General features: G+C 76.5%; 22 protein-coding genes and 3 tRNA genes. 10 read left to right on the forward strand and 15 right to left on the reverse strand.

Going from position 1 to position 22217, the window contains the following annotated elements; translation table 11 throughout:
- Positions 1-59 precede the first annotated feature (59 nt).
- The 7 genes from Cpa01nite_RS09625 to Cpa01nite_RS09655 form a co-directional block, all read right to left on the reverse strand.
- Positions 60-2030 (reverse strand): mechanosensitive ion channel domain-containing protein, encoded by a 1971-nt coding sequence (locus Cpa01nite_RS09625; RefSeq protein WP_239068671.1) that lies wholly within the window; start codon positions 2028-2030, stop codon positions 60-62.
- Positions 2031-2158: 128 nt separating this feature from the next.
- Entirely contained in the window at positions 2159-3031 is an 873-nt protein-coding gene (locus tag Cpa01nite_RS09630) for a prenyltransferase (protein WP_158369864.1), read from the reverse strand.
- The gene (locus Cpa01nite_RS09635) at positions 3028-3375 is read right to left on the reverse strand and encodes a lycopene cyclase domain-containing protein (RefSeq protein WP_203668542.1); all 348 of its coding nucleotides are present in this window, start codon (positions 3373-3375) and stop codon (positions 3028-3030) included. The genes Cpa01nite_RS09630 and Cpa01nite_RS09635 overlap by 4 nt, the downstream gene beginning before the upstream one ends.
- A complete protein-coding gene (locus Cpa01nite_RS09640) occupies positions 3372-3719 on the reverse strand; it encodes a lycopene cyclase domain-containing protein (protein ID WP_373307380.1) in 348 nt (115 codons plus the stop codon). Before Cpa01nite_RS09640 ends, Cpa01nite_RS09635 begins: the two co-directional genes overlap by 4 nt.
- Complete coding sequence (gene crtI, locus Cpa01nite_RS09645) at positions 3716-5494, reverse strand: phytoene desaturase family protein (protein ID WP_203668543.1); 1779 nt, start codon at positions 5492-5494, stop codon at positions 3716-3718. The genes Cpa01nite_RS09640 and crtI overlap by 4 nt, the downstream gene beginning before the upstream one ends.
- A complete protein-coding gene (locus Cpa01nite_RS09650; protein ID WP_203668544.1) occupies positions 5491-6483 on the reverse strand; it encodes a phytoene/squalene synthase family protein in 993 nt (330 codons plus the stop codon). The genes crtI and Cpa01nite_RS09650 overlap by 4 nt, the downstream gene beginning before the upstream one ends.
- Positions 6480-7613 carry a polyprenyl synthetase family protein gene (locus Cpa01nite_RS09655; protein ID WP_203668545.1) on the reverse strand — a complete coding sequence of 378 codons (1134 nt, stop codon included), beginning with the start codon at positions 7611-7613 and terminating at the stop codon, positions 6480-6482. The genes Cpa01nite_RS09650 and Cpa01nite_RS09655 overlap by 4 nt, the downstream gene beginning before the upstream one ends.
- A 317-nt stretch (positions 7614-7930) precedes the next feature.
- Between Cpa01nite_RS09655 and galE the strand changes: the two genes are divergently transcribed.
- Complete coding sequence (galE, locus tag Cpa01nite_RS09660) at positions 7931-8890, forward strand: UDP-glucose 4-epimerase GalE (protein ID WP_203668546.1); 960 nt, start codon at positions 7931-7933, stop codon at positions 8888-8890.
- A 75-nt stretch (positions 8891-8965) separates the two neighbouring features.
- On the opposite strand, the gene Cpa01nite_RS09665 is transcribed toward galE, so the two are convergent.
- Positions 8966-9889, reverse strand: a complete 924-nt coding sequence (locus Cpa01nite_RS09665; RefSeq protein ID WP_203668547.1) for an LLM class flavin-dependent oxidoreductase — start codon at positions 9887-9889, stop codon at positions 8966-8968.
- A gap of 58 nt (positions 9890-9947) precedes the next feature.
- Positions 9948-10292, reverse strand: coding sequence for a metallopeptidase family protein (locus Cpa01nite_RS09670; protein ID WP_203668570.1), 345 nt, complete (start codon positions 10290-10292; stop codon positions 9948-9950).
- Positions 10293-10389: 97 nt separating this feature from the next.
- On the opposite strand from Cpa01nite_RS09670, the gene Cpa01nite_RS09675 reads away from it, so the two are divergent.
- The 3 genes from Cpa01nite_RS09675 (at position 10390) to Cpa01nite_RS09685 (ending at position 10686) form a co-directional block, all read left to right on the forward strand.
- Positions 10390-10462, forward strand: a tRNA-Glu gene (locus tag Cpa01nite_RS09675).
- Between the two features lie 36 nt (positions 10463-10498).
- Positions 10499-10572: transfer RNA gene (locus Cpa01nite_RS09680), tRNA-Asp, on the forward strand.
- A 41-nt stretch (positions 10573-10613) separates the two neighbouring features.
- Positions 10614-10686, forward strand: a tRNA-Phe gene (locus tag Cpa01nite_RS09685).
- 59 nt (positions 10687-10745) lie between these two features.
- Here the strand turns inward: Cpa01nite_RS09685 and Cpa01nite_RS09690 are convergent.
- Both Cpa01nite_RS09690 and Cpa01nite_RS09695 read right to left on the reverse strand, forming a co-directional pair.
- A complete protein-coding gene (locus tag Cpa01nite_RS09690) occupies positions 10746-12428 on the reverse strand; it encodes a PAS domain-containing sensor histidine kinase (RefSeq protein WP_203668548.1) in 1683 nt (560 codons plus the stop codon).
- A 2-nt stretch (positions 12429-12430) separates the two neighbouring features.
- Positions 12431-13474, reverse strand: coding sequence for a response regulator (locus Cpa01nite_RS09695; RefSeq protein ID WP_239068672.1), 1044 nt, complete (start codon positions 13472-13474; stop codon positions 12431-12433).
- A 140-nt stretch (positions 13475-13614) separates the two neighbouring features.
- On the opposite strand from Cpa01nite_RS09695, the gene Cpa01nite_RS09700 reads away from it, so the two are divergent.
- Positions 13615-13929 (forward strand): hypothetical protein, encoded by a 315-nt coding sequence (locus Cpa01nite_RS09700; RefSeq protein WP_203668550.1) that lies wholly within the window; start codon positions 13615-13617, stop codon positions 13927-13929.
- A gap of 136 nt (positions 13930-14065) precedes the next feature.
- Positions 14066-14404 (forward strand): STAS domain-containing protein, encoded by a 339-nt coding sequence (locus Cpa01nite_RS09705; RefSeq protein ID WP_239068673.1) that lies wholly within the window; start codon positions 14066-14068, stop codon positions 14402-14404.
- Positions 14405-14426: 22 nt separating this feature from the next.
- On the opposite strand, the gene Cpa01nite_RS18595 is transcribed toward Cpa01nite_RS09705, so the two are convergent.
- Positions 14427-14732 carry a DUF2087 domain-containing protein gene (locus Cpa01nite_RS18595; RefSeq protein WP_239068674.1) on the reverse strand — a complete coding sequence of 102 codons (306 nt, stop codon included), beginning with the start codon at positions 14730-14732 and terminating at the stop codon, positions 14427-14429.
- A 233-nt stretch (positions 14733-14965) separates the two neighbouring features.
- On the opposite strand from Cpa01nite_RS18595, the gene Cpa01nite_RS09715 reads away from it, so the two are divergent.
- The 3 genes from Cpa01nite_RS09715 to Cpa01nite_RS09725 all read left to right on the forward strand — a co-directional run bounded on the left by Cpa01nite_RS09715 (position 14966) and on the right by Cpa01nite_RS09725 (position 18729).
- Positions 14966-15604, forward strand: a complete 639-nt coding sequence (locus Cpa01nite_RS09715) for a hypothetical protein (RefSeq protein WP_203668552.1) — start codon at positions 14966-14968, stop codon at positions 15602-15604.
- 71 nt (positions 15605-15675) lie between these two features.
- Positions 15676-18069: a penicillin-binding protein gene (locus Cpa01nite_RS09720; protein WP_203668553.1), complete on the forward strand. Its 2394-nt coding sequence runs from the start codon at positions 15676-15678 to the stop codon at positions 18067-18069.
- A gap of 141 nt (positions 18070-18210) precedes the next feature.
- The gene (locus Cpa01nite_RS09725; RefSeq protein ID WP_203668554.1) at positions 18211-18729 is read left to right on the forward strand and encodes a hypothetical protein; all 519 of its coding nucleotides are present in this window, start codon (positions 18211-18213) and stop codon (positions 18727-18729) included.
- Positions 18730-18751: 22 nt separating this feature from the next.
- On the opposite strand, the gene Cpa01nite_RS09730 is transcribed toward Cpa01nite_RS09725, so the two are convergent.
- Entirely contained in the window at positions 18752-18916 is a 165-nt protein-coding gene (locus tag Cpa01nite_RS09730; RefSeq protein WP_203668555.1) for a hypothetical protein, read from the reverse strand.
- 150 nt (positions 18917-19066) lie between these two features.
- Here Cpa01nite_RS09730 and Cpa01nite_RS09735 point away from each other — a divergent pair, with 150 nt between their 5' ends.
- On the forward strand, positions 19067-19672 hold the full coding sequence (locus Cpa01nite_RS09735; RefSeq protein ID WP_203668556.1) for a M15 family metallopeptidase: 606 nt from the start codon (positions 19067-19069) through the stop codon (positions 19670-19672).
- A 105-nt stretch (positions 19673-19777) separates the two neighbouring features.
- On the opposite strand, the gene Cpa01nite_RS18860 is transcribed toward Cpa01nite_RS09735, so the two are convergent.
- Positions 19778-21325: a GAF domain-containing protein gene (locus Cpa01nite_RS18860; protein ID WP_203668557.1), complete on the reverse strand. Its 1548-nt coding sequence runs from the start codon at positions 21323-21325 to the stop codon at positions 19778-19780.
- Positions 21326-21441: 116 nt separating this feature from the next.
- A complete protein-coding gene (locus tag Cpa01nite_RS18935) occupies positions 21442-22038 on the reverse strand; it encodes an ArsR/SmtB family transcription factor (RefSeq protein ID WP_203668558.1) in 597 nt (198 codons plus the stop codon).
- Positions 22039-22217: the final 179 nt, after the last annotated feature.

The raw sequence follows: 22217 nt of genomic DNA on the forward strand, positions 1-22217 counted from the left end.
GCAGGCGTGGGGTTCGCCCGCGACGAACCCCACGCCTGCTGCGTCTCGGTGCTGCTCCCTCAGCGCGACGGGCGGTCGCGGGGGTCGAGCGGCGCGCTGCGGACCGAGCGGCGCGTCGGCGGGGCCGGGGTGCCCTCCGCGTCCGGGGCGTTGCTCGGGGCGTCGTCCCGGGCGTCGTCGGTCGCCCCGCCGGCGCCGTCCGGGCGCACCGCGGGCTGCACCTGCGTCTCCCCCGTCGACCGGGAGGTCCCGGCGACGGGCGGGATCGCGGCGGTCGCGGGGTCGGCGTAGGCCGGCAGGACCATCGTGCCGGACTCGTCCCCGCGCCCCGCCATCGGCTCCGAGGTGCGCGCCGCGCCCGTCGGTACGGCCGCCGGGGCATCGTCGGCGGCCGCGCGCTCCTCCGCGCGAGCCGGCTCGTCCGCGCGAGCGGGCTCCGACGCCGGGGCCGGCTGCTCCACGCGACCAGGCTCCCCCGCGGCGGCCGGCTCCTCCGCGCGGTCCGGCCCCTCCGCCGGGGCGATCGACGCCGGCGCCGCGCCCGTCGCACCGGCCTCCGCCGCGCCCGACTCCGCCCCGGTCGCCGGGGCCACCGGCACCGCGTCGGCCTCCGTCACCCCGGCCGTGCGCACCGCGACGGGCACCGCGTCCGTCCCGGGCGCCGGCACCACGGCCACCTTGCGCCCGCCCGACGACCGCCCGGCCGTCGTCTCGGCGTCCTGCCGGGCCTCCGCCGCGTGCTCCTCGCGCTCGGCGATGACGTCCTCGCCCGGGCCCGCGAACGACCCGGCGCGCTGCATGGCCTCCACGCTGCCGGTGAACAGGCGGGCGTCGAGCTGGCCGGTCTCGGGCGCCGGCTCCACGACCGCGTGCGCGCCGGTGCGCGGCCGCCGGGCCTGCGCCGGCGCGGGGGCCTCGACCGGCAGCGGCGCGCCCTTCGTGGTCTCGATGCGCGTGCGCGGCAGGCCCTGCGGGGCGTTCCGCTGCAGGTACGCCACCAGGCCCTCGCGCAGGTAGCAGCGCAGGTCGAACAGCGTCGGGGCGTCGACGGCGCTCGCGAGCGCGCGCAGCCGCACCACCCCGTTCACCGCGTCGGTGACCTGGAGGATGCCGACGCGGTGGTCCCACAGGTCGGTGTCGGCGAGCAGCCGGTTGAGCTCGGCGCGCAGCTCGTCCACCGGCACCTGCCAGTCGACGTCGATCTCGACGGTGCCGAGCAGCTCGGCGGCGCGCCGGGTCCAGTTCTCGAACGGCGTCTGCGTGAAGTAGGTCGACGGCAGGATCAGCCGGCGGTCGTCCCAGATGTGCACGACGACGTAGGTGAGGGTGATCTCCTCGATCCGGCCCCACTCCTCCTCGACGATCACGACGTCGTCGACGCGGATGCCGTCGGTGAACGCGATCTGCAGCCCGGCGAACACGTTCGCCAGCGAGCTCTGCGCCGCCAGACCGGCCACGACCGACAGCAGACCGGCGGACGCCAGCAGGCTCGCGCCGAACGCGGACACCCCGGGGAAGGTCAGCAGCACGGCGGCGACGCCCACGATCACCAGCACGGCGACGGTGATGCGGCGCAGCAGCTGGACCTGGGTCCGGACCCGGCGGGCGTGCCGGTTGTCCTTGACGTCGACCCGGTACCGGGACAGCGCGAGGTCCTCGACCACGAACGCGAGGGTCCCGACCAGCCAGGTCGTCGCGGCGATCAGCGCGATCAGCAGCACGTGGCCGACGGCGCGCATCCACGAGGTCTCCCAGTCCGCGTCGGACACGGAGATCGCCAGCGCCACCCACACGGCGATGACGATGAGCACCGCGCGCAGCGGGCGCCTGGACCGCTTCGCGAGGTCGGCGGCCAGGACGGACTTCTTGGCGACGGTCCGGACGGCGGCGCCGATCAGCACCGCGACCAGGAGGGCCACGAGCACGGCGCCGGCCACCCAGAGCACCGGGACGAGCACGTCCCGGGCGGTGTCGACGGCTTCTTCGGTCGTCGCCGCCTGCACGGCGGCCTGCGTTGCGCTTCGGATCACGCGAGCCATCGAACACGCCCGGCGACGGCGTCACCACCGGGCCCGGGGCGCGCCGCGGAGCCTCCGCACGACCTGCACACCTCGCGGCGGCGGCCGCCGACCGGCTCGGCGCGCGGCGCCGTCACGCGTCAGGTGGTGAGGGCGATCGCGATCAGCAGCATCGTCACGAGGAACCCGACGACGAGGTTCAGCCAGAGGAACGTCCGCCACCCGGCGTTCGCGCGCTCGCAGTCCTCGTCCCGCACCGACCAGAACCGCGCGGTGCTGGCGGCGTAGACGAGCGGCAGCACCGCGGCGAGCCACCCCGGCCACGGGAGGACCAGCAGGACCGCGGCGGCGAGCACGTACGCGACGGTCGCGAGGACCACCGTCGCGTGCGCCCCGAGCACGGTCGCCACCGAGCCGATCCCGCCCTCGCGGTCGGCCCGCACGTCCTGCACGGCGCCGAACGCGTGCGACGCCATCCCCCACAGCACGAACGCGACGAGCACCGGCCACACGGAGCGGGACCCGAGGTCGGCCCCGACGAGCACCAGCGCGTACAGCAGCGGGCCGACGAAGTGCATCGCCGACGTCGCGGAGTCCAGGACCGGGCGCTCCTTGAACCGCAGCACCGGCGCCGAGTACGCGACGACGAGGAACACGACGAGCAGCAGCGTCAGCCCCGCCGCGAGCGAGCCCACCGCCAGCAGGTAGACCAGGAACGGCAGCACGGACAGCGCGCTCGCCCAGAGGATCCGCCGGTGCACGACGCGCGCGACGGCCGGGTCGGCGAGCGCGCCCTCGATGCCGCCCTTGCGCGGGTTCTGCAGGTCGGAGGCGTAGTCGAACACGTCGTTCACGCCGTACATCAGCAGGTTGTACGGGATCAGGAAGAACAGCGTCCCGATGACGAACGTGAGGTCGACCCGGCCCTCGGTCGCCAGGAGGTAGCCGGCGGCGAACGGGTACGCGGTGTTGATCCACGAGAACGGCCGCGAGGCCGCGAGCACCTGCCTCACGCGTCGCCCCCCGGGGTCCCGGCGCCCGGCGCCGCGGGTGCGGTCGCCGCGCGGGCGCCCGACCGGCGCTCGAGCACGGTCCACAGCACCGGCATCGCCAGCGCCGCGACGACGGCGTAGAAGAAGTCCTCCAGCGGAGCCCCCCAGAGGTAGACGCCGAGGATCTTGTCCTCGTCGAAGACGTACAGGTCAGCGGCGATCATCAGGGTGTCGAACACCATGGTGAGCACGCACAGCACGAGCGCCGCGCCGGCGACCGGGCCGAGCCGCATCCGGCGCAGCACCCGCCAGGACGCCGCGACGACCACGGCCAGCACGATCACGTTGAGCACGATGTTGGTCACCGGTGCACCGCCCCGCCGGCCCGCGCGCGCCGCGCCACGAGCGCGCGGTCGATCCCGCGCCACGCGAGCAGCGCGTTGTAGCAGAGCAGCGTGAGGAACACCGCCTCCTCGACGGGCAGCTCCGGCGCGAGCAGCAGCCCGGTCATGTGCGGGCTCTCGCCGCGCGCGAAGATGCCGAGCAGCAGCCCCGCGACGTCCCAGAGCAGGAACCCGGCGACGCCGATCCCGACGCACGCCGCGGCGCGGCGCGGGGCGTCCCAGAACGCCAGGCGCCACCGGTGGTCGATCATGGCGAGACCGCCCAGCGCGAGCAGGAGCGCGCCGAGGTAGGCGAACCGGATCACCGCGCCCCCGCCGCGAGGGCGTCGCCGTCGCGGGTCCCGGCCGGGCCGGCGGTGTCCGGAGCGCCGGCGCCCGGGGCGGCCGGGCGCGCGACCGCGCCGGTCCCCGCGGCCGTGCCGCCGTGCTCCGTCCACGCCCCGCGCCGCCGCGCGGCGTCGAGGAACCCGCGCCGCAGCGGCGTGGGCAGCGGGCTCGGCGAGGTCTCGCCCAGCAGCCGCTTCGCGACCAGCTCGGCGCTGATCAGGCACATCGGCAGGCCGACGCCGGGCACGGTGCCGCCGCCGACGTGCAGCAGGTTCGGCACCCGCGGCGAGCGGTCGGCGGGCCGGAACATCGCGCTCTGCCGCAGCGTGTGCTCCATGCCGAGCGCGGTGCCGCGCCAGGCGAAGAAGTCGCGCGCGAAGTCGGCGGGCCCGACGACCTTGCGGGTGACGACGCGCGAGCGCAGGTCCGGCACACCGGCCCAGCGCCCGACCTGGTCGAGGTACCGGTCGGCGTACGAGTCCAGCTCGGCGGCGCCCGCGGGCCCGGCCCCGATCGACGGGTCGGCGGGGAACGGCACGAGCACGAACAGGTTCTCGTGGCCCTCCGGCGCCGCGGACGGGTCGGTGGCCGTCGTGCGCGACACGTACAGCGAGGCGGAGCCGGGGACGCGCAGGTCCTCCGGGCGGGACGAGCGGCCCTCGCCGAGGATCGCGTCGAAGTTGCCCGGCCAGTCCCGCGTGAAGAACAGCGAGTGGTGCGCGAGCTCGGGCAGCTCGCCGCGCACGCCGGCCATGACCAGCAGCGCGGAGATCCCGGGGCCCCGGTCGTCCCACCACGGCTCGGGCAGCGTGCGGTGCTCGGGCGCGAGCAGGGCGGTCTCGGTGTGGAAGAGGTCCGCGCCGGACACGACGACGTCCGCGGGCACGATCTCGCCGGACGCGAGCCGGACGCCGCGGGCCACGCCGGTGCGGCGCGGGTGGCGGGCGGAGCGCGCGGCGCCGTCCACCTCGACCTCGACGACCTCGGCCCCGGTGCGGATCGTCACGCCCTGGGCGACGGCGAGCCGCTCGATCGCCTCGATGATCGTGTACATCCCGCCGCGCGGGAACCGGACGCCGTCGACCAGGTCCAGGTGGCTCATGAGCGAGTAGAGCGCGGGCACCCGGTACGGCGAGGAGCCGAGGAACACGGCGTGGTAGCCCAGCACCTGCCGCAGCACCGGGTGGTCGGTCGTCTCGGCCACCTTGTCGGCCAGCGACCGGGTCAGCAGGGACGCGAGGGTGCCGGTGCGTCGCGCGACGTCGCCGCTGATCGCCCGGTCGGGCCGCTCGAACGTCGTGTACAGGAAGTGGTCGAGCGCCGTCCGGTACGCGTCGGTCGACTCCGCGGTGTACCGGCGGAACGCCTCGCCCGCGCCGGGCTCCATCGACTCGAACGTCGCCCAGTTCGCCTCCGGGTCGCCGACGACGTCGAACGGCTCCGACGGCGCGCCGGGCCCGCGGGCCGGGTCGGGCTCCGGGAACAGCCGGTAGGCCGGGTCGAGCCGGACCAGGTCGACGTGGTCCTCGATCCGCTCGCCGAGCAGCGCGAAGAAGTGGTCGAACACCTCGGGCATGAAGTACCAGGACGGCCCGGTGTCGAACCGGAACCCGTCCTGCTCCCAGATCCCGGTGCGGCCGCCGACGCGGTCGTGCCGCTCGAGCAGCGTGACCTCCGCGCCGCCCCGGGCGAGCAGGGCCGCGGTCGCGAGGCCGCCGATCCCGCCGCCGACCACGACCACCCGACCCGTCACGCCGCACCTCCGTCGTCTCGTCCGTCGTCCTGCGCGCGCGTCGCGCCGCCGCGACCGCCGCCGTCCCCGTGCCCGCCGCTCCGCGCGCCGCCCCGCGAGCGCGCGGCGTCCGCCGCCTCGCCCGCCAGCGTGCGCGCCAGCACCCCGAGCTTCCGTGGCGTGCTCACCCGGACCCGGGTGGCCAGCACCCGCTCCGGGGGCGTCGCGGCCAGGTCGGCGAGCAGCGTGTCGTACAGCGCGAGCGTCGCCGCGACCGCCGCGCGCGCCCGCCGGGGCAGCCGCGGCAGCGCCGCCCGCGCCCGGGCCAGGTCGTCGCCGATCTCGTCGAGGATCGCCGCGAGCTGCGCGTCGGTCGGCCCCTCGGGCCCCACGCCGGGGAAGTACAGCCGGCCCAGCTCGCCGGCGTCGGCGCCCAGGTCCCGCAGGAAGTTGATCTTCTGGAACGCGGCGCCCAGCGCCCGCGCCCCGTCGACCGTGGCGGCGTCGGGCCGGCGCACCGGCTCGCCGGGCGCGCGGTCCGCGTTGAGGAACACCTGCAGGCACATGAGGCCGACGACCTCCGCCGACCCGTAGACGTACCGGAGGTAGGACTCGCGATCGTGCACCCGGACCGTGAGGTCCGCGCGCATCGACGCGAAGAACGGGTCGACCTCGGCCGCGCCGATCCCGGTGCGGCGGGCGGTGCGGGCGAACGCGTGCACCACGAGGTTGGTCGAGTACCCGGACGCCATGGCCCGGGCGGTCTGCGCCTCGAGCTCGTCGAGCAGCGCCGCCGCGTCGTCCCCGCCGCGGGTGTCCACCACCTCGTCGGCGATCCGGACCAGCGCGTAGACGGCCTCGATGTCCCGGCGGGCCCGCGGGCCGAGCAGCCGGGTGCCGAGGCCGAACGACGTCGAGTATCCGGCCAGCACGGCGCGGCTCGCCCGGGCGGCGGTGCGGTCGTACAGCGCGGCCGACGCGGCCCGGACCGGCCTCTGGGTCGCGGTCAACCGGCCACCCCGGCCGTCGCGTCGACCAGGCCGGTGAGGTAGCCGGCGAGCTCGTCCGGCAGGCCCTCGCGGGCGGTCGTCCGGGCGGTGCGGACCGCGTCCGCGCGCACCAGGCGCGCCTCGTGCAGGGCGCCCGAGTCCTCCATGACCGCGCGCACCCGGGCGGCGTCGTCCTCGGACAGGTCCGGGCGGCCGACGAGCGCGTCCAGCACGGCGCGCTGGGCACCGTCCGCCCGCAGGTAGGCCAGCCGGAGCAGCTCGGTGCGCTTGCCCTCGCGCAGGTCCGACAGCACCGACTTGCCCGTGACCGCCGGGTCGCCGAACACGCCGAGCTCGTCGTCGAGCAGCTGGAACGCGATGCCGAAGGCCGTGCCGAACCGGTCCAGGACCCCGCACACGGCCTCGTCGGCGCCCGCGAGCACCGCCCCGGCGGACAGCGGCGTGCAGCACGAGTACACCGACGTCTTGAGCTCGGCGACGCGCAGCGCGTCGACCGACGTGGGGCCGTGCAGGGCACCGGTGACGTCCAGCAGCTCGCCCGCCACCGTCATGTCGACGGCCCGGGCCATGGAGCGGACGACGCGCAGGGCGGTCGCGGCGGGCACCGGCGCGGAGGCGACGAGGTCGAACGCCGCCGCGATCGCGAGATCGCCGCCGAGCAGCCCGGCCGCGAGCACCGGGCCGTCCGCCGCGGGGCCCTCGACCCCGCGCGCGGCGAGCCGCCGGCGGACCGTCCCCGTCACGTTGGGGCGGCCGCGGCGGGTCTCGTCGTGGTCGAGGACGTCGTCGTGCACGAGCATCGCGGTGTGCAGGACCTCCTGCGCGGCGGCGACGGGCGCGACCGCGGCGAGGTCGGTCCCGCCGAGGCCGAGGTACGCGGCGACGGTCAGGCGCGGGCGCATGAGCCGGCCGCCGCCCACCTGCTCGCCGACCGCGCGCCACAGGGCGGCGTGCTCGGCGGCCAGCTCGCGGGCGCGGGCGCGGCGCGCGGCGGCGTCGTCCACCAGCAGCAGGCGCACCGCGGCGAGTCCGTCCTCCACGTGGACGGCGAGGCCGTCGGCGCGGGCCGGGCCGGCCGGGTCCGGGTGGTGGCCCGTGTCCGCGCGGGCGCGCGCGGGCGCGTCGGCCACGAGACCGCCGCTCCCGTCCGCTCGGGTGCGGGCACTGCGCACGCGTCCTCCCCAGGGCTCGAGTGAGATGCTCAGCATACTGAGCATCTCACGCGCCGCCACCGGTCCCGGCCACGGCGCCGGGCACCGCGACCGCCGTCGGGCGGCCTGCGGTGCACTCTGCCCCATCGAGGACGCGATCGCACCACTGCGCCGCTGGCGCGCCGGTGCCGACCCGGCGGGGCGACGCCGCCACCGCGGGGTCCCGGCACCGCGGACCGCACACAAACCACCGGATCCGACCAGAAAGCACCAGCGATCCGCGCTAGGGTGGCCGTATGACGTGGCTGGTCACCGGAGGCGCTGGGTACATCGGCTCGCACGTGGTGCGGGCGTTCGGGCAGGTGGGCATCGGGGCCGTGGTCCTCGACGACCTGTCCTCGGGGCACCGGGGCTTCGTCCCCGACGACGTGCCGTTCGTGCAGGGCTCGATCCTCGACACCGACCTGGTGACCGCGGCGCTCCGCGAGCACGACGTCACCGGCGTCGTGCACCTGGCGGGGTTCAAGTACGCCGGCGTCTCGGTGCAGCGCCCGCTGCACACCTACGAGCAGAACGTCACCGGCACCGCGCACCTGCTCGAGGCGATGGCCGCCGCGGACGTCCGGCGGATCGTGTTCTCGTCCAGCGCCGCCGTCTACGGCACCCCCGACGTCGACCTGGTCACCGAGGACACCCCGACCGCCCCCGAGTCGCCCTACGGCGAGTCCAAGCTGATCGGCGAGTGGCTGCTCCGCGACCAGGCCCGGGCGACCGACCTCGCACACACCTCGCTGCGGTACTTCAACGTCGTCGGCTCGGGCACGCCGGAGCTGTCCGACACCAGCCCGCACAACCTGTTCCCGCTGGTGCTCGACGCGCTCGCCGAGGGCCGCACCCCGCGGATCAACGGCGACGACTACGACACCCCGGACGGCACCTGCGTGCGGGACTACGTGCACGTCGCCGACCTGGCGACCTCGCACGTCGCCGCCGCCCGGGCGCTGGCCGAGGGCCGGGAGCTGCAGCGGGTCTACAACCTCGGCTCCGGCGACGGCGTCTCCGTGCGGGAGATCATGACCGCGATGGCGCAGGGCACGGGCATCCCGTTCGAGCCCGAGGTCGCCCCCCGCCGCCCCGGCGACCCGGACCGGATCGTCGCGTCCGGCCGGGCCGCGGCCCGCGACCTGGACTGGGTCATGCGGCACACGCTGACCGAGATGGTCGCGAGCGCCTGGGAGGCGCGCCAGGCCCGCTGACGGCGGCCGCGGACGCGGCCGGGGTCGGCGCTCACGAGAGCGTCGACCCCGGCCCTCGCGCGCCCGCGGACCGCGTCACCGCCCGAGGCGGGACAGCCCCTCGACCAGCACGTCCTCGGACCCGGCGTAGATCCCCTCGGCGCGCGGCCAGTGCACGACCACGTCCGAGAACCCGAGGTCGGCGGCCCGCTCGACGCCCTCGACGAGGGTCTCCGCGGACTCCCCCGAGAACACCGGGGCCCCGTCGAGGTTGAGGTACATGTCCGGCACGCGGCCGTCCGGGGCCAGCCGGCCGGCGATCTCGCGCAGCTGGTCGACGTGCTCGGCCAGCCCGGACCACCAGGCCTCCTGGGCCGCGACCGGGGACAGCCCCGCCTCGGGGTCGAGCACCGGGCCGTAGGTGGCCCAGCCCTGCCCGAACCGGGCGGCGAGCGCCATCGTCCGCGGCCCGGCCGCGGCGACGACGAACGGCGTCCGCGGGCGGGCGACCGTGCCCGGGTGCATCCGGGCGCCGTGCGCCTCGTAGAACGTGCCCTCGTGGTCGGTCACGGGGTGGGTGAGCAGCCGGTCGAGCAGCTCGACGAACTCCTCGAACCGGCGCGTGCGCTCCCCGCGGGTCGGGGCCGGGCCCAGGACGCCGGCGTCGAACCCCTCCCCGCCCGCGCCGAGCCCGAGCAGGAACCGGCCCTCCGCGACGTCGTCCAGGCCCATGACGTCCTTGGCGAACGGCACGGGGTGCCGGAAGTTCGGCGACGCCACCCAGGTGCCCAGCCTGATGCGCTCGGTGACCGCGGCGGCCGCGGCCAGCAGCGGCACGGTGGCGAACCACGGCTCGTCCGCGAGCGACCGCCACGCGAGGTGGTCGTAGGTCCACGCGTGGTCGAACCCGAGCTCCTCCGCCCGGCGCCACCGCTCGCGCGCCTCCGGCCAGCGCTGCTGCGGCAGGAGCACCACGCCGAGGCGCGGGCGTCCGGGGCGGGTGGCGGTGTCGGCGGTCACGGGACCGAGCGTAGCCACGCGGGGTGACACCACCGCGGCCGGCGGGGCTCGCGCCGGCTCACGCCCAGCCGAGCTCGTGCAGCCGCTCGTCGTCGATGCCGAAGTGGTGCGCGATCTCGTGCACCACCGTGACGGCGACCTCCTCCGCCACCTCGTCCCGGTCCTCGCAGATCGCCAGCGTCGGCCGGCGGAAGATGGTGATCCGGTCGGGCAGCGACCCCGCCGCCCAGAACTCCCCGCGCTCCGTGAGCGGGACGCCCTCGTACAGCCCCAGCAGCTCGGGGTCGTCGGCCGGGGCGTCGTCCTCCACCAGCACGACCACGTTGTCCATCCGGGCGGCGAGCTCGTCGGGGATGCGGTCGAGCCCGTCCCGGACGGCGTCCTCGAAGTCCTCGCGCGACATGTCGATCACCGGTCCATCCTCGCCGATTTGGTGGATCCGCCGACCTACCCGTAACGTATTCCTCGGTCTGAAGACGCCTCGACGTCAGGGGCGACGAGCCCCCATCGTCTAGCGGCCCAGGACCCCGCCCTTTCACGGCGGTAGCACGGGTTCGAATCCCGTTGGGGGTACGAGCAGTGCATGTGGAAGAATAGGTCTCACAACGAGGCCCCGTAGCGCAGTTGGTTAGCGCGCCGCCCTGTCACGGCGGAGGTCGCGGGTTCAAGTCCCGTCGGGGTCGCTCGATCACACCGGTCCACTGGGCCGGTGTCGTCGTATCAAGGCTCTGTAGCTCAGTTGGTAGAGCGTTCGACTGAAAATCGAAAGGTCACCGGATCGACGCCGGTCGGAGCCACCGAGGAAGCCCCGCATCGCCCCGCGCGACGCGGGGCTTCGTCGTTCGCGGGGTCCCGCTCAGCCCGCGAGGTCCCGGCGCCGGCGCGGCAGCACCGCCGTGAACGTCGTCCCGGCGCCCTCGGTGCTGGTGACCTCCATCACGCCGCCGTGCGCGACCACGACGGACCGGGTGATCGCCAGGCCCAGCCCGACGCCGGGCACGGCGTTCCGGGTCGCGGTCGTGGTCCGGAAGAACCGGGTGAACAGCCGGTCGACCTCGTCGGCGGGGATGCCCGCCCCGGTGTCGGCGACGGCCAGCCGCACGTGGTCGACGGTCGCCGACACCCGCACGGTGACGGTGCCGCCGGCGGGCGTGAACTTCACCGCGTTCGACAGCAGGTTGTCCCCGACCTGGGCCAGCCGGACGGCGTCGGCGCGCAGGACGACCGGCTCGTCCGGGACGTCCAGCACGAGCGCGACACCGGCCCGCTCCGCCGCCGGGCCCGCCGACTCCACCGCCGCCCGCGCGACCTCCGCCACGTCCACGTCGGCGAGCGCGAGCGGGAACCGGCCGGCGTCCACCCGCGCGGTGAACAGCAGGTCGTCGACCAGGCGGAGCAGCCGGCCCGCGTTCCGCTCGGCGACCTCCACCGACCGCCGCTGGTCCGGGGTCAGCGGGTCGTCGCGGAGCAGGTCCAGGTGCCCGACGATCGCGCTGACCGGCGTGCGCAGCTCGTGCGAGATCATCCCCGTGAACTGGTCCTGCAGCCGCGCGGCCTCGTGCACGGCCGTGGCGTCCGTCGCGACGAACAGGTAGCCGATCGGCCGGCCCTCGCCGTCGAGCCGCGCGGTGGTCGACACCTGCACGGGCACCGGCGCGCCGTCCGCGCGCAGCCAGGTCCACTCGGACACCTCGGGCCGGCCGGGCGCGACGTCCGCGACCAGGGCCCCGAACGGCGTCGTCGTCCCCGCCTGCCGCCAGCGCTCCTGCAGCTCCGGGGCCGAGACCAGCGCGTCGGCCCGCAGCGACCCCTGCGCCTCGGCCGCGGTCCGGCCGAGCAGGCGCTCGGCCCCCGGGTTCCACACGTCGACCAGGCCGTCCGGGCCCGTGCCCACCACGGCCTGCTCGGTGACGGCGTCCAGCACGCTCCGGGTCAGCCGGTCGGCGTCCCGGAGCCGCGCGAGGTGCCGGCGCAGCCGCCGGGCGAGCTCGTTCACGGTCAGCGCCGCGAGCGCGTAGACCACCGGCGCGAACCCCGCCCGCCACCACGCCAGGTCGTCGGGGTGCCCGTCGAGGCCGGGCAGGGCGGGCAGCAGGAGCGCGACGCAGGACGCGCCCGCGGCGAGCGCGACCGACCACCGGCCCGGCTCCGCCGCGATCCAGATGACCGGCAGCACGAGCACCGCGCCGAACAGCGAGCCCGTGCCACCCGTCCCCGCCCGCAGCAGGCCGACCGCGAGCACCGAGAGCAGCGGCACGACGACGACCCAGCCGTCACCGGCGGCCCACGCGTCCGCGGCCCGGCGGGTGGCGGCCGGCGGGCGGGCGGCGGCGACCACCGCGAGCGCGGTCGCGGCCGCGAGGACGACGACGCCGGCGAGCACCGCGGCGGCGTCGGTCACCACCGCGCCGGGCGCCGCCGCCGCGAGCGCACCACCGAGCAGCACCGCCGCCAGGGTCGGGGCGTGCTTGAGCAGGACCGTGCGGTCGCGCCGGCCCGCGCGGGCCGCCGGCGCCCCGGCGGTGGGTGCGTCGGCCACGGTCACGCCGGGCCCGGGCCGGCCGCGGGCGTCGCCCGCGCTCCCCCGATGCCGCCGGTGTCCCGGACGATCTCCAGCGGCTCGACCGTGCGGCCGGTGCCGAACCGGGACCAGTACCGCGCCGTCGATCGCACGAAGTCCGGCTCCAGGTAGTCGCGGATGCCGGCCTGGGACGCGAAGCACGCGAGCATCGCCAGCTTCGTGTCCAGGTGCCCGTCGATGGTGACGAACCGGTTCGGCCGGTAGTCGACGGTCGCCGACGGGCTCTGGAAGCACGCCACCGTGCCGATCCCGCGGGTGGCGACCATCGTCGCGTCGTGCACCGCGCGGTGGTCCTGGTGCCGGTCGTTCGCGCTGTGGGTGTAGACGACCGTCGGACGGACCTCGGTGACCACGCGCTCGACGATCTCGAGCGTCGGGCCCGCGACCGGGATCTGCGTGTCCGGCTGGTCCTCGAGGACCAGCCGCGCGCCGATCAGCCCCGCGGCCGCCAGCGACTCCCCCTCCCGGTCGCCGGCGTCCCCGCCGCGCGCCCCCCGGGACAGCGTGAGGATCACGACCTGGTCGCCGGCCGCCCGGTGCGCCGCGAGGATCCCGCCCGCGCCGATCTCGACGTCGTCGGGGTGCGCGCCCACCGCGAGCACCACCGGCCGCGCGGCGACGGCCGCACGGCGGCGCTCGCCGAGCCGGCGCACCACGTCGACCAGCTGGCCCCCGGCGACGGGCTTGGTGAGGAACTCGTCGGCACGCTGCCGCAGCGCGCCGACCGCGTACTCGACCGACACGTGCGCGGTCATCACGACGACGCCGACCTCCGGGGCCTGCTCCCTCAGCACGCCGGCGAGCTCCAGCCCGGACATGCCGGGCATCTCGATGTCCGTGACGACGACGTCCGGGTCGAACCGCGCGAGCGTGGCGGCGATGTCCGAGGCGTCGTGCAGCACGACGACCTCGCAGCCCGCCCGCCGCTCCAGCACGGTCCCGGTGTACGCGGCGACGTCGGGGTCGTCGTCCAGCACGACGACGCGCAGGGCAGGGCTGGTCAAGCGGTTCCCCCAGGGTGGCTCCGGTGCGGGGCGGGCGACGCGTGCCCCGCCCGCCGCCGCCATGCTCGCAGATCGGCCCGCGTCTGGCGGATCCGCGAGGACCGCGCGCATGATGCCGTCATCGGTCAGGGGAGGCGACGGTGCCGCACCACGAGGACCCGCCGCGGCTCGCGGCGCTCGACGACGCGACCCTGGCGCGCGCCCGGACCGTGGCCGTGCACTCCCCCGACCCGTCCGGCGACGGCGACCTCGTGTGGACCCTCACGCTGGCCGACGCGGACGGGGTCCCGCTGGGCCGCGAGCGGCTCTGCGCGCCGGACTGGCCCACGCCGCTCGCCCAGGTCGTCGCGCCGCACCTCGACGTCGCCGGACTCCGGGTGGTGGGGGCGTGGCGCACGGACCTCGGCGAGGACGACCTGCCGCGGCACGCGGCGCACGTGCTGCCGGAGGGCTGAGCCGACCGGCGCGGGGCACCCGCGGCGCCGCACGGGTCCCGGCGCCGTGGACGCGCGGGGCGGGCGGGCCCACGGGTGCCTAGGCTGGGCACCGGGCCGGCGGACGCCGGCCGCACGCGGCAGGAGGGCGGCGGACGTGGAGATCGCGGTGCAGCGGATCGGCGGGCCGGTGGTGGTCCTGCGACCCCGGGGACGCCTGACGTCGGGCGACGCCCCGGAGCTGCGCGCCGTGGTGGCCGACCTCGTCGAGCAGGGGCGCACCAAGGTGGTCGTCGACCTCGAGGAGACGACGTTCCTCGACTCGTCGGGGCTCGGCGCCCTCATCGCCGGCCTGCGCGCGACGCGCACCGCCGGCGGCGACCTCACGATCGCCCGGCCGACCGGCCAGGTGCTCGACGTGCTGACGCTGACGACGATGATCCGGGTGCTGCCGCCGCACGAGACCGTCGCGGACGCGTTCGCCGCGCTGAGCTGACCGGCGGGGCCGGGGGGGCCGGTCAGAGCGGGTCGAACTCCGTGACCCGGGTGCGCCAGTACTCCGCGCCGTCCCGGGTGCGGGTCACCAGCCCCGCGTCGACCAGCTCGCGGCGCAGGCCGACCGGGTCCCGGGCCAGCTCCCCGAGCCGCTCCGTCAGGTCCCGCTCGGGCACCGGCTCCTCGAGCGGCAGCGTGCCCTGCGCGACCCAGCGCAGCACGAGGTCGCGGTCCGCACGCCGCCGGGGCAGGTTCTCCAGCCGCCCGCGCACCAGGAACCGCTCGGGCCCCCCGGGCCGGGCGCCGGTGCGGGCGTCGTCGTCAGCCACGCGTGCAGCGTAGGCGGGGCGCGGCGGGACGCGCTCGCCGATATGCCGCGCCGAGCGGACACCCGACACGTCGGGAGAGGATCCGCCGCACCCTCGCCCGACGTGTCGCGTGCACACTCGCCGCGCCGGTGGCGGGGCCGGCGGGGCGCGGCGATGCTGGCGGCACGGGCCGAGGGAACCGGAGTCCGCGCCGGACCGTTCCACCCGGGTACCGACGACGAGAGGTGACGACCATGGGCTTCCTGGACCGCTTGCTGGGGCGCGAGACCCGGCCGCAGCGCTACCAGCAGCCGTACGGCGGCCGGCCCCGGGCCGCGCAGCCGCCGGCCGACCCGGACCAGGCCGCGATCGAGCGGTACCGCTACCTGCTCCGCACCGCGCCTCCGGAGGCCCTCGAGCAGGCGCACGCCGAGGCGTTCGCCCAGCTGACGCCCGAGCAGCGCCGGCAGGTCCTCGAGGGGCTGTCCGCGGAGGTGCCGCCGGCCGAGCGCGCCGCGGACGACGACCCGCGCTCGCTCGCGCGGATGGCCACCCGCGCCGAGCTCCGGCAGCCGGGCACCCTGGAGCGGTCGTTCGGCCGCGGCGGCGCGGGCGGCGGCCCGGGGATGGGGATGGGGATGGGCGGCATGATCGCCGGCTCGCTGCTCGCCAGCGTGGCCGGCGCGTTCGTCGGCACGGCGATCGCCGACAGCCTGTTCGACCTCGGCGACTCCGGGGACGCGGGCTCCGACGCGGCGGCCGACGGCGGCGACGCGGGCGCGGACGCCGGCGGCGACTACGGCGGCGGCGACGTGTCCGCCGACGGCGGCGGCTGGGGCGACTTCGGCGGCGGGGACTTCGGCGGCGGCGACTTCGGCGGCGGCGACTTCTGACCCTCATCCCCCGCGGGTGACCTCACGGGCGTCCGGGCGCCACCTGCGCCCGGACGCCCTACCGTGTCGCCATGGCACCCGGCGCGGGACGCACCGCCCGGCGCATGACCGTCACGCGGGCGGTCGCGCTGGTGCTGGCGTTCGTGCTCACGGCGGTGCTCGGCGGGGTGCTCACGGCGGGCCTCGTCCTGCCGACCGTCGCCGTGGCCGACGGCACCACGGACTTCGCCGTCGAGGCGTTCGAGGACCTGCCGACCGAGCTCGAGCGGCAGCCGCTGTCCGAGCGGTCGACGATCCTCGCGGCGGACGGCACGGTCCTCGCGACGTTCTGGGCGGAGAACCGCGTCGTCGTGCCGCTGACCGCGGTCGCCGAGCCGCTCCAGCAGGCGGTCATCGCCATCGAGGACAAGCGGTTCTACCAGCACGGCGGCATCGACCCCGAGGGCATGGTGCGCGCCCTGGTCCGCAACCTGCAGGCCTCGGACCGCACCGAGGGCGCGTCGACGCTGACGCAGCAGTACATCAAGAACGTCCTGATCGAGCAGGCGGTCCGCGCCGGCGACCGGGCGGCGGCGGAGGCGGCCCGCGAGGCGGACGGCGCCGAGGGGTACGCCCGGAAGCTGCGCGAGGCGAAGCTCGCGATCGCGCTCGAGAAGGAGCTGACCAAGGACCAGATCCTCGAGGCCTACCTCAACATCGCGCAGTTCGGGGTCAACACCTACGGCGTCGAGGCCGCGGCGCAGCGGCTGTTCGGCAAGCCCGCCTCCGACGTCGACCCCGTGGAGGCCGCGACGATCGCGGGCATCACGCAGAGCCCGACGGCCTTCGACCCCGTGCGGAACCCCGAGACGGCGCAGCAGCGCCGCGACCTCGTGCTGCGGCTCATGCACGAGCAGGGGCACCTGACCGCCGAGGAGCTGGCGGCGGGCGTGACGCGGCCGCTGGCGGAGACCCTGCGCGTCGACACCCGGCCGGTCGGCTGCATGGCGGCGGAGACGGCGGTGCGGGGGTCCGGGTACTTCTGCGACTACGTGACGAAGGTGATCCGGAACGACCCGGCGTTCGGCGCGACCGAGACCGAGCGGATCGACCGGCTGTACCGGGGCGGCCTGACGATCACGACGACCCTCGACCCGCGGGAGCAGACGATCGCGGACGAGTCCGTGCACGGCGAGGTGCCCGCCGCGGACCCGTCCGGCGTGGCGACGTCGCTGGTGACCGTCGAGCCCGGCACCGGCAGGATCACCTCGATGGCGCAGAACCGGCGCTACAACAACACCCAGGACCACGGCGACCGCGAGACGGCGGTCAACTACGGCACCGACTTCGCGTACGGCGGCGGCAGCGGCTTCCCGCCCGGGTCGACCTTCAAGCCGTTCACGCTCGCCCAGTGGCTCAAGGAGGGGCACAGCCTGTCGGAGCGGGTGAACGGAACCCGGTTCTCGTACCGGTTCAGCGAGTTCACCGCCTCCTGCACCGAGCTGGACGGCCGCACGGAGTACCGGTTCGCCAACGCCGAGGGCCCGCGGTCCGGCGGCGTGATGTCCGTGCTGGACGCGACCCGGGGCTCCGTGAACTCCGGGTACATGGCGATGGCCTCGCAGATCGACATCTGCGGCGTGTTCGACACCGCCGGCGCCCTCGGCATCCACAAGCCGGGCGGGTCGTCCGGCGAGGGCCCGTTCGACCCGCTCCCGGCGAACGTGCTCGGGTCCAACTCGGTGTCCCCCCTCGCGATGGCGGCCGCGTTCGCCGCGTTCGCGAACGGCGGCACCTACTGCACCCCCGTGGCGATCACCTCGGTCACGGACACCGACGGCGCGCCGCTGCCGGTCCCGCCGACGGCGTGCACCCCGGGCGCGCTGGAGCCGCGCGTGGCCAACGCGGTGACGTTCGCGCTTCAGAACGTGTGGAGCGGCACCGCGGCGACCGACCCGCCGCCGTTCCCCTCGGCCGGCAAGACCGGGACGACGTCGCACAACGAGCACACCTGGTTCGTCGGGTACACGCCGCTGCGGGCCACCGCGGTGTGGGTGGGGTTCGCGGAGCGGATGCTGCCGATGCAGCGGATCGTGATCAACGGCCGGTACATCCGCAACGTGTTCGGGTCGTCGGTCGCGGTGCCGATCTGGCGGTCGTTCATGATCCGGACGCTCGAGGGGCAGGCGGTGCCCGGGTTCGCGGCGCCGGGGCCCGACGAGGTGATCGGGAAGCAGGTCGGCGTGCCCTGGGTCGTCGGCCGCGAGGTGGGCGCGGCGCAGTCCGCGCTGCAGCGCGCCGGGTTCCGGGTGTCGGTCGCGCCCGCCGAGCCGGACCCCGCCGCGCCGGGGACGGTGCTGCGGCAGAGCCCGTCCGGGACGGCCGCCGCCGGGTCGACCGTGACCGTGGTGCCCTCGGCCGGACCCGCGCCGGCCGCTCCCCCGGCGGCGCCACCGCCCGCGCCACCGCCCGCGCCGCCGCCCTGACACCGGACCCGCGCGCCGGCCGGCGCCCCGGCCCCCGACCCCGGGACGACACCCCGTCCGTCCGCGGGATGACCCCGGGGCGCCGAGGACCGGCCCGGGAGCCGACGCGGCCGCCGGGCGCCGGCTCCTAGCGTCGAGGGCATGGACGCGACCCCGCTCACCAGCACCCCCGCCAGGACCCCGGAGCGCCGCGTGCTCGGCGCCCTGACGATCGCCGCGGCCGCGGTGCTGGCGCTGAGCGCGTGCGGCGGCGCGGTCTCCGAGGCGCTCGGCCGCGGCCCGGAGCCGCGCGCCTCGGCCTACCCCTCGGGCGCGGACGCGAAGTCGGCGCAGGCCCTGCCCGCGTGGGCGCCGGACGCCGCGACCGACGTGCGGGTCAAGCAGCGCCCCGGCGGCGCGGAGCGGATCGTGACGATGCGCGCGGGGCTCGCGGACCTGCCGGACGACTGCGTGCCGGTGTCCGCGGACCGGCCGCTGGCCCCCGCGCCGGCGGAGGGCGACCCGACGGACTTCCGCACCGTCTCGACGCTCGCGGCCGACTGGTGGCCGGCGGAGGCGGAGCAGGACGCCACCGTCATGTGCGGGGCGTGGTGGGTCGGCGAGCGCGACGGCGTGCTCTACGCCTTCACGCCCGAGCGCCGCACCGTGGCCGTCGGCTGACCCGCCCGGCGCGGCGCGGGTCTCAGGCGGAGACCGCCAGGGGGGCCGGCTCCTCGGCCAGCGCGACCACGACGAGCTCGCCGGTCTCGTCGTCCAGGACGGCGACCGCGCAAGCGCCGCAGGCGCACAGGACCTCGACGCCGTCGCCGTCGTCGAACCAGATGCACACGTGCCGCTGACTGCTCATGGCCACGACGGTACGCACGACCACCGACACGCCCGCGCTCCGGTGCCCGCGTGTCGCGAACTCCCGCGGGATCACGCGGCGCGGCCCCTCAGGACCCGGGCCCGGTGGCCGATGGGGGACGGTGCACCCCCGGGGGAGGAACCGCACCGCATGAGCCTCGACGGCATCGCGTCGATCAACCAGCGCATCAGCGCCATCCAGGCGACCATCGGGTCGCTCGCGCCGGCGTCCACGACCACGTCCGCGGCGTCGACGCAGTTCGCGCAGGCGCTCGCCCTGGCCGTCGACGGCACCGGCACCGCGTCCGGCGCGACCGCGTCGGGCGCCGGCGCCGCGGCCCCGGCGAGCACCGCCCGGAACGCCGACGGCGTCCCCGTCGCGCTCGCCGGCTACGGCAACGGGAAGATCCCCGCCGACGCCCTGCACGAGGTCGGCACGACCGGGCACCGCCTGTGGGCCCCCGCGGCCGACGCGCTCGAGACGCTCATCGCCGACGCCGCGCGCGACGGCGTGACGATCGGCATCACCGACTCGTACCGGTCCTACGAGGCGCAGGTCGACGTCGCGGCCCGCAAGGGCCTGTACTCCCAGGGCGGGCTGGCGGCCGTGCCCGGGACGAGCGACCACGGCTGGGGCATGGCCGTCGACCTGCGCCTGGACGACGCGGCGCAGTCGTGGATGCGCGCGAACGGCGGCCGGTACGGCTTCGTCGAGGACACCCCGCGCGAGCCCTGGCACTGGGCCTACGAGGGCTGACGCCCGCCCGCCAGACACCCGACCGTCGAGTGGAAGATCCGGCCCGACACGCCGACGCGTGTCCGGCCGGATCTTCCACTCGACGAGGACCCGGGGACGAGGGCGTCAGTCGAGGATCGCGCGGGTCACGGCGACCTGCTCCGTGAGCACCCCGCCGATCGTCTGCTGCGTCTCGTTGATCCGCTCGACGACCCCGCCGATCTTCGCGAGCGACGTGATCACCCCGTCGACCTGCTGCTGGATCGTCCGCACCTTGTCCCCGACCTGCGTGGTGGCGGCGGCCGTCTCGTTCGCGAGCTCCTTGACCTCGTGCGCGACGACGGCGAAGCCGCGTCCCGCCTCGCCCGCGCGCGCCGCCTCGATCGTGGCGTTGAGCGCGAGCAGGTTGGTCTGCGCGGCGATGCCCTGGATGACGGTGACGACCTGGCCGATCTCGGCGCTGGACTCCCCGAGCCCGGCGACCTCCTGGTTCGCCTCGTGCGCGATCCGCTGCCCGTCGGTCGCGACGGTCGTCGCGGCGAGCACGTTGCGCTCGACCTCCTGGATCGAGGTCACCAGCTCCTCGCCGGCCGTCCGCAGCCGGGCCGCGCCCGCGTGCCGTTCCAGCGCCTGCGCGACCAGGAACGCGGTGTTCCGCAGCGCGTCGGCGCGCCCCTGCGACAGCTCGAGGGTCCGGGTGGCGAAGAAGTCCATGGTGCCGACGACGCGGCCACCCACGATGATCGGCAGGCAGACGCCCGACTTCACGCCGACCCGCTGGGCTGCGGGCGCGCGCACGCAGTCCGTGAGCTCGCCGAGGTCGGCCACGAACACCAGGTCGCGCGCCCGCCAGGCGCGCCCGGCCAGGCCGACGCCCTCGCGGAACGAGGCCGCCCGGGTGACCTCGCGGAACTCGGCGCCCGCGTCGCCCGACTCCTGGACGAAGGTCAGGGCGCGCTGCTCCTCGTCCACGCGCCAGTACGACCCGTAGGCCCACTCGAAGCCGCCGCGGATCGCGTCGAGCGCGCGGGTGAGGGACTCCTCGGCGGTCGGGGCGCTCGTGACCTCGTGGATCACGCGGTTGACGGCCTCGATGTCCTGCAGCGCCTCCGTCTGCCGCTCGGCGGTCGCGACGCGCTCGATCGCCTGGGACACCAGGACCCCGATGCTGCGCAACGTCGCGAGCCGCTGCGGGGACGGGCTCAGGGTCTCGGTGGTGAAGAAGTCCATCGTCCCCGTGACCACGCCGTTCTCGGTCAGCGGGAAGCAGATGCCGGACCGGACGCCCGCGCGCTGCGCGGCGGGTGCGCGCACGCAGTCGGTGAGCTCGCCCAGGTCGGCCACGAACACGAGGTCGCGGTGCCGCCAGGCCCGCCCGGACAGCCCGACGCCCTCGGAGAACGACGCCGCCCGGGTCACCCGCCGGAACTCCTCGCCGGCGTCCCCCGACTCCTGGATGAAATGCAGGGAGCGGTCGCCCTCGACGCGCCAGTACGACCCGTAGGCCCAGTCGAAGCGCTCGCGCACGACGTCGAGCGCCTTGCGGACCGCCTCCTCGGACGTGGTGGCGCCGGCGAGCGCGTGCACGACGGCGGTCACGGCGTCGATGTTGGCGCGGGACTCGGTGAGCTCGGTGACCGCGGTCGGCGGCTGCGGGCGGGTGCGGGTGAACACGTGGCTCCTCGTGGGTCGGTACCCCCTGGCGAGAGAACCATCGACGCCCACGGGACCCGCGTGAGCGGATCGCACGCGACGAACCGGGTGATTCGGGCAAACGCGGCCGTACGGGCTCAGGCGCCGGGCGCGCCCTCCGCGCCCTCCGCGCCGCCGGCGGCGTCCTCGGCGGGGTCCTCGGGCACGATCACGCGCGCGCCGAGGTCCCACGGCTGGAAGACCCGCTCCCCGTCCATCCGGAACCGCAGCGCGCGCTCGGTGCGCACCCGCGGGAGTAGCGCGGGGTCGCCCGACGGCTCCGCGACGGCGGCCGCGGGGGCGGTCGCGGGCGCGCGGCCGGCCACGGCGGGCGCGGGGGCGGGCGGGGGCGCGGTCGGCGCGTCGTCCGCCCGGTCCGCGCCGTCCCCCAGCAGCACCTCGTCGAGCGCGCGGTACCGGAACCCGGCCTGCCGCCGGTTCCGCTCGATCCACATCGTCAGGAGGTCGAGCACCTCGGTCTCGAGGTGCGCCGGACGCCGCTGCGCCTCGCGCCGCCGGCTGACCAGCCCGGCCTGCTCGAGCACCCGCAGGTGCTTGGAGACGGCCTGCGGGGAGACGGCGTACGGGGCGGCGAGCTCCCCCACGGTGGCGTCCCCCTGCGCGAGCCGGGTGACGAGGTCCCGGCGGAGCGGGTCGGCCAGCGCAGAGAGCACCTGCGACAGCGGGTCGGCCACGGGAGGTCCTCCGGTCGGGTGGGTGGGTGAGGCGCCGCCGCAGCGTGCCACGCCGACCGGCACCCTGACAACCGGGCGGTTGCGCAACGGCGCGGTCGCGGGTCCGCCCGGCAGGCGGTGCGCCACCCCGGCACGGCGGCGGCCGCGGGCCGGACGGTGGATACCCGTCCGGCGCCGCG

It is taken from the genome of Cellulomonas pakistanensis, assembly GCF_016862755.1.
In the GTDB taxonomy this organism is placed as follows: domain Bacteria; phylum Actinomycetota; class Actinomycetes; order Actinomycetales; family Cellulomonadaceae; genus Cellulomonas; species Cellulomonas pakistanensis.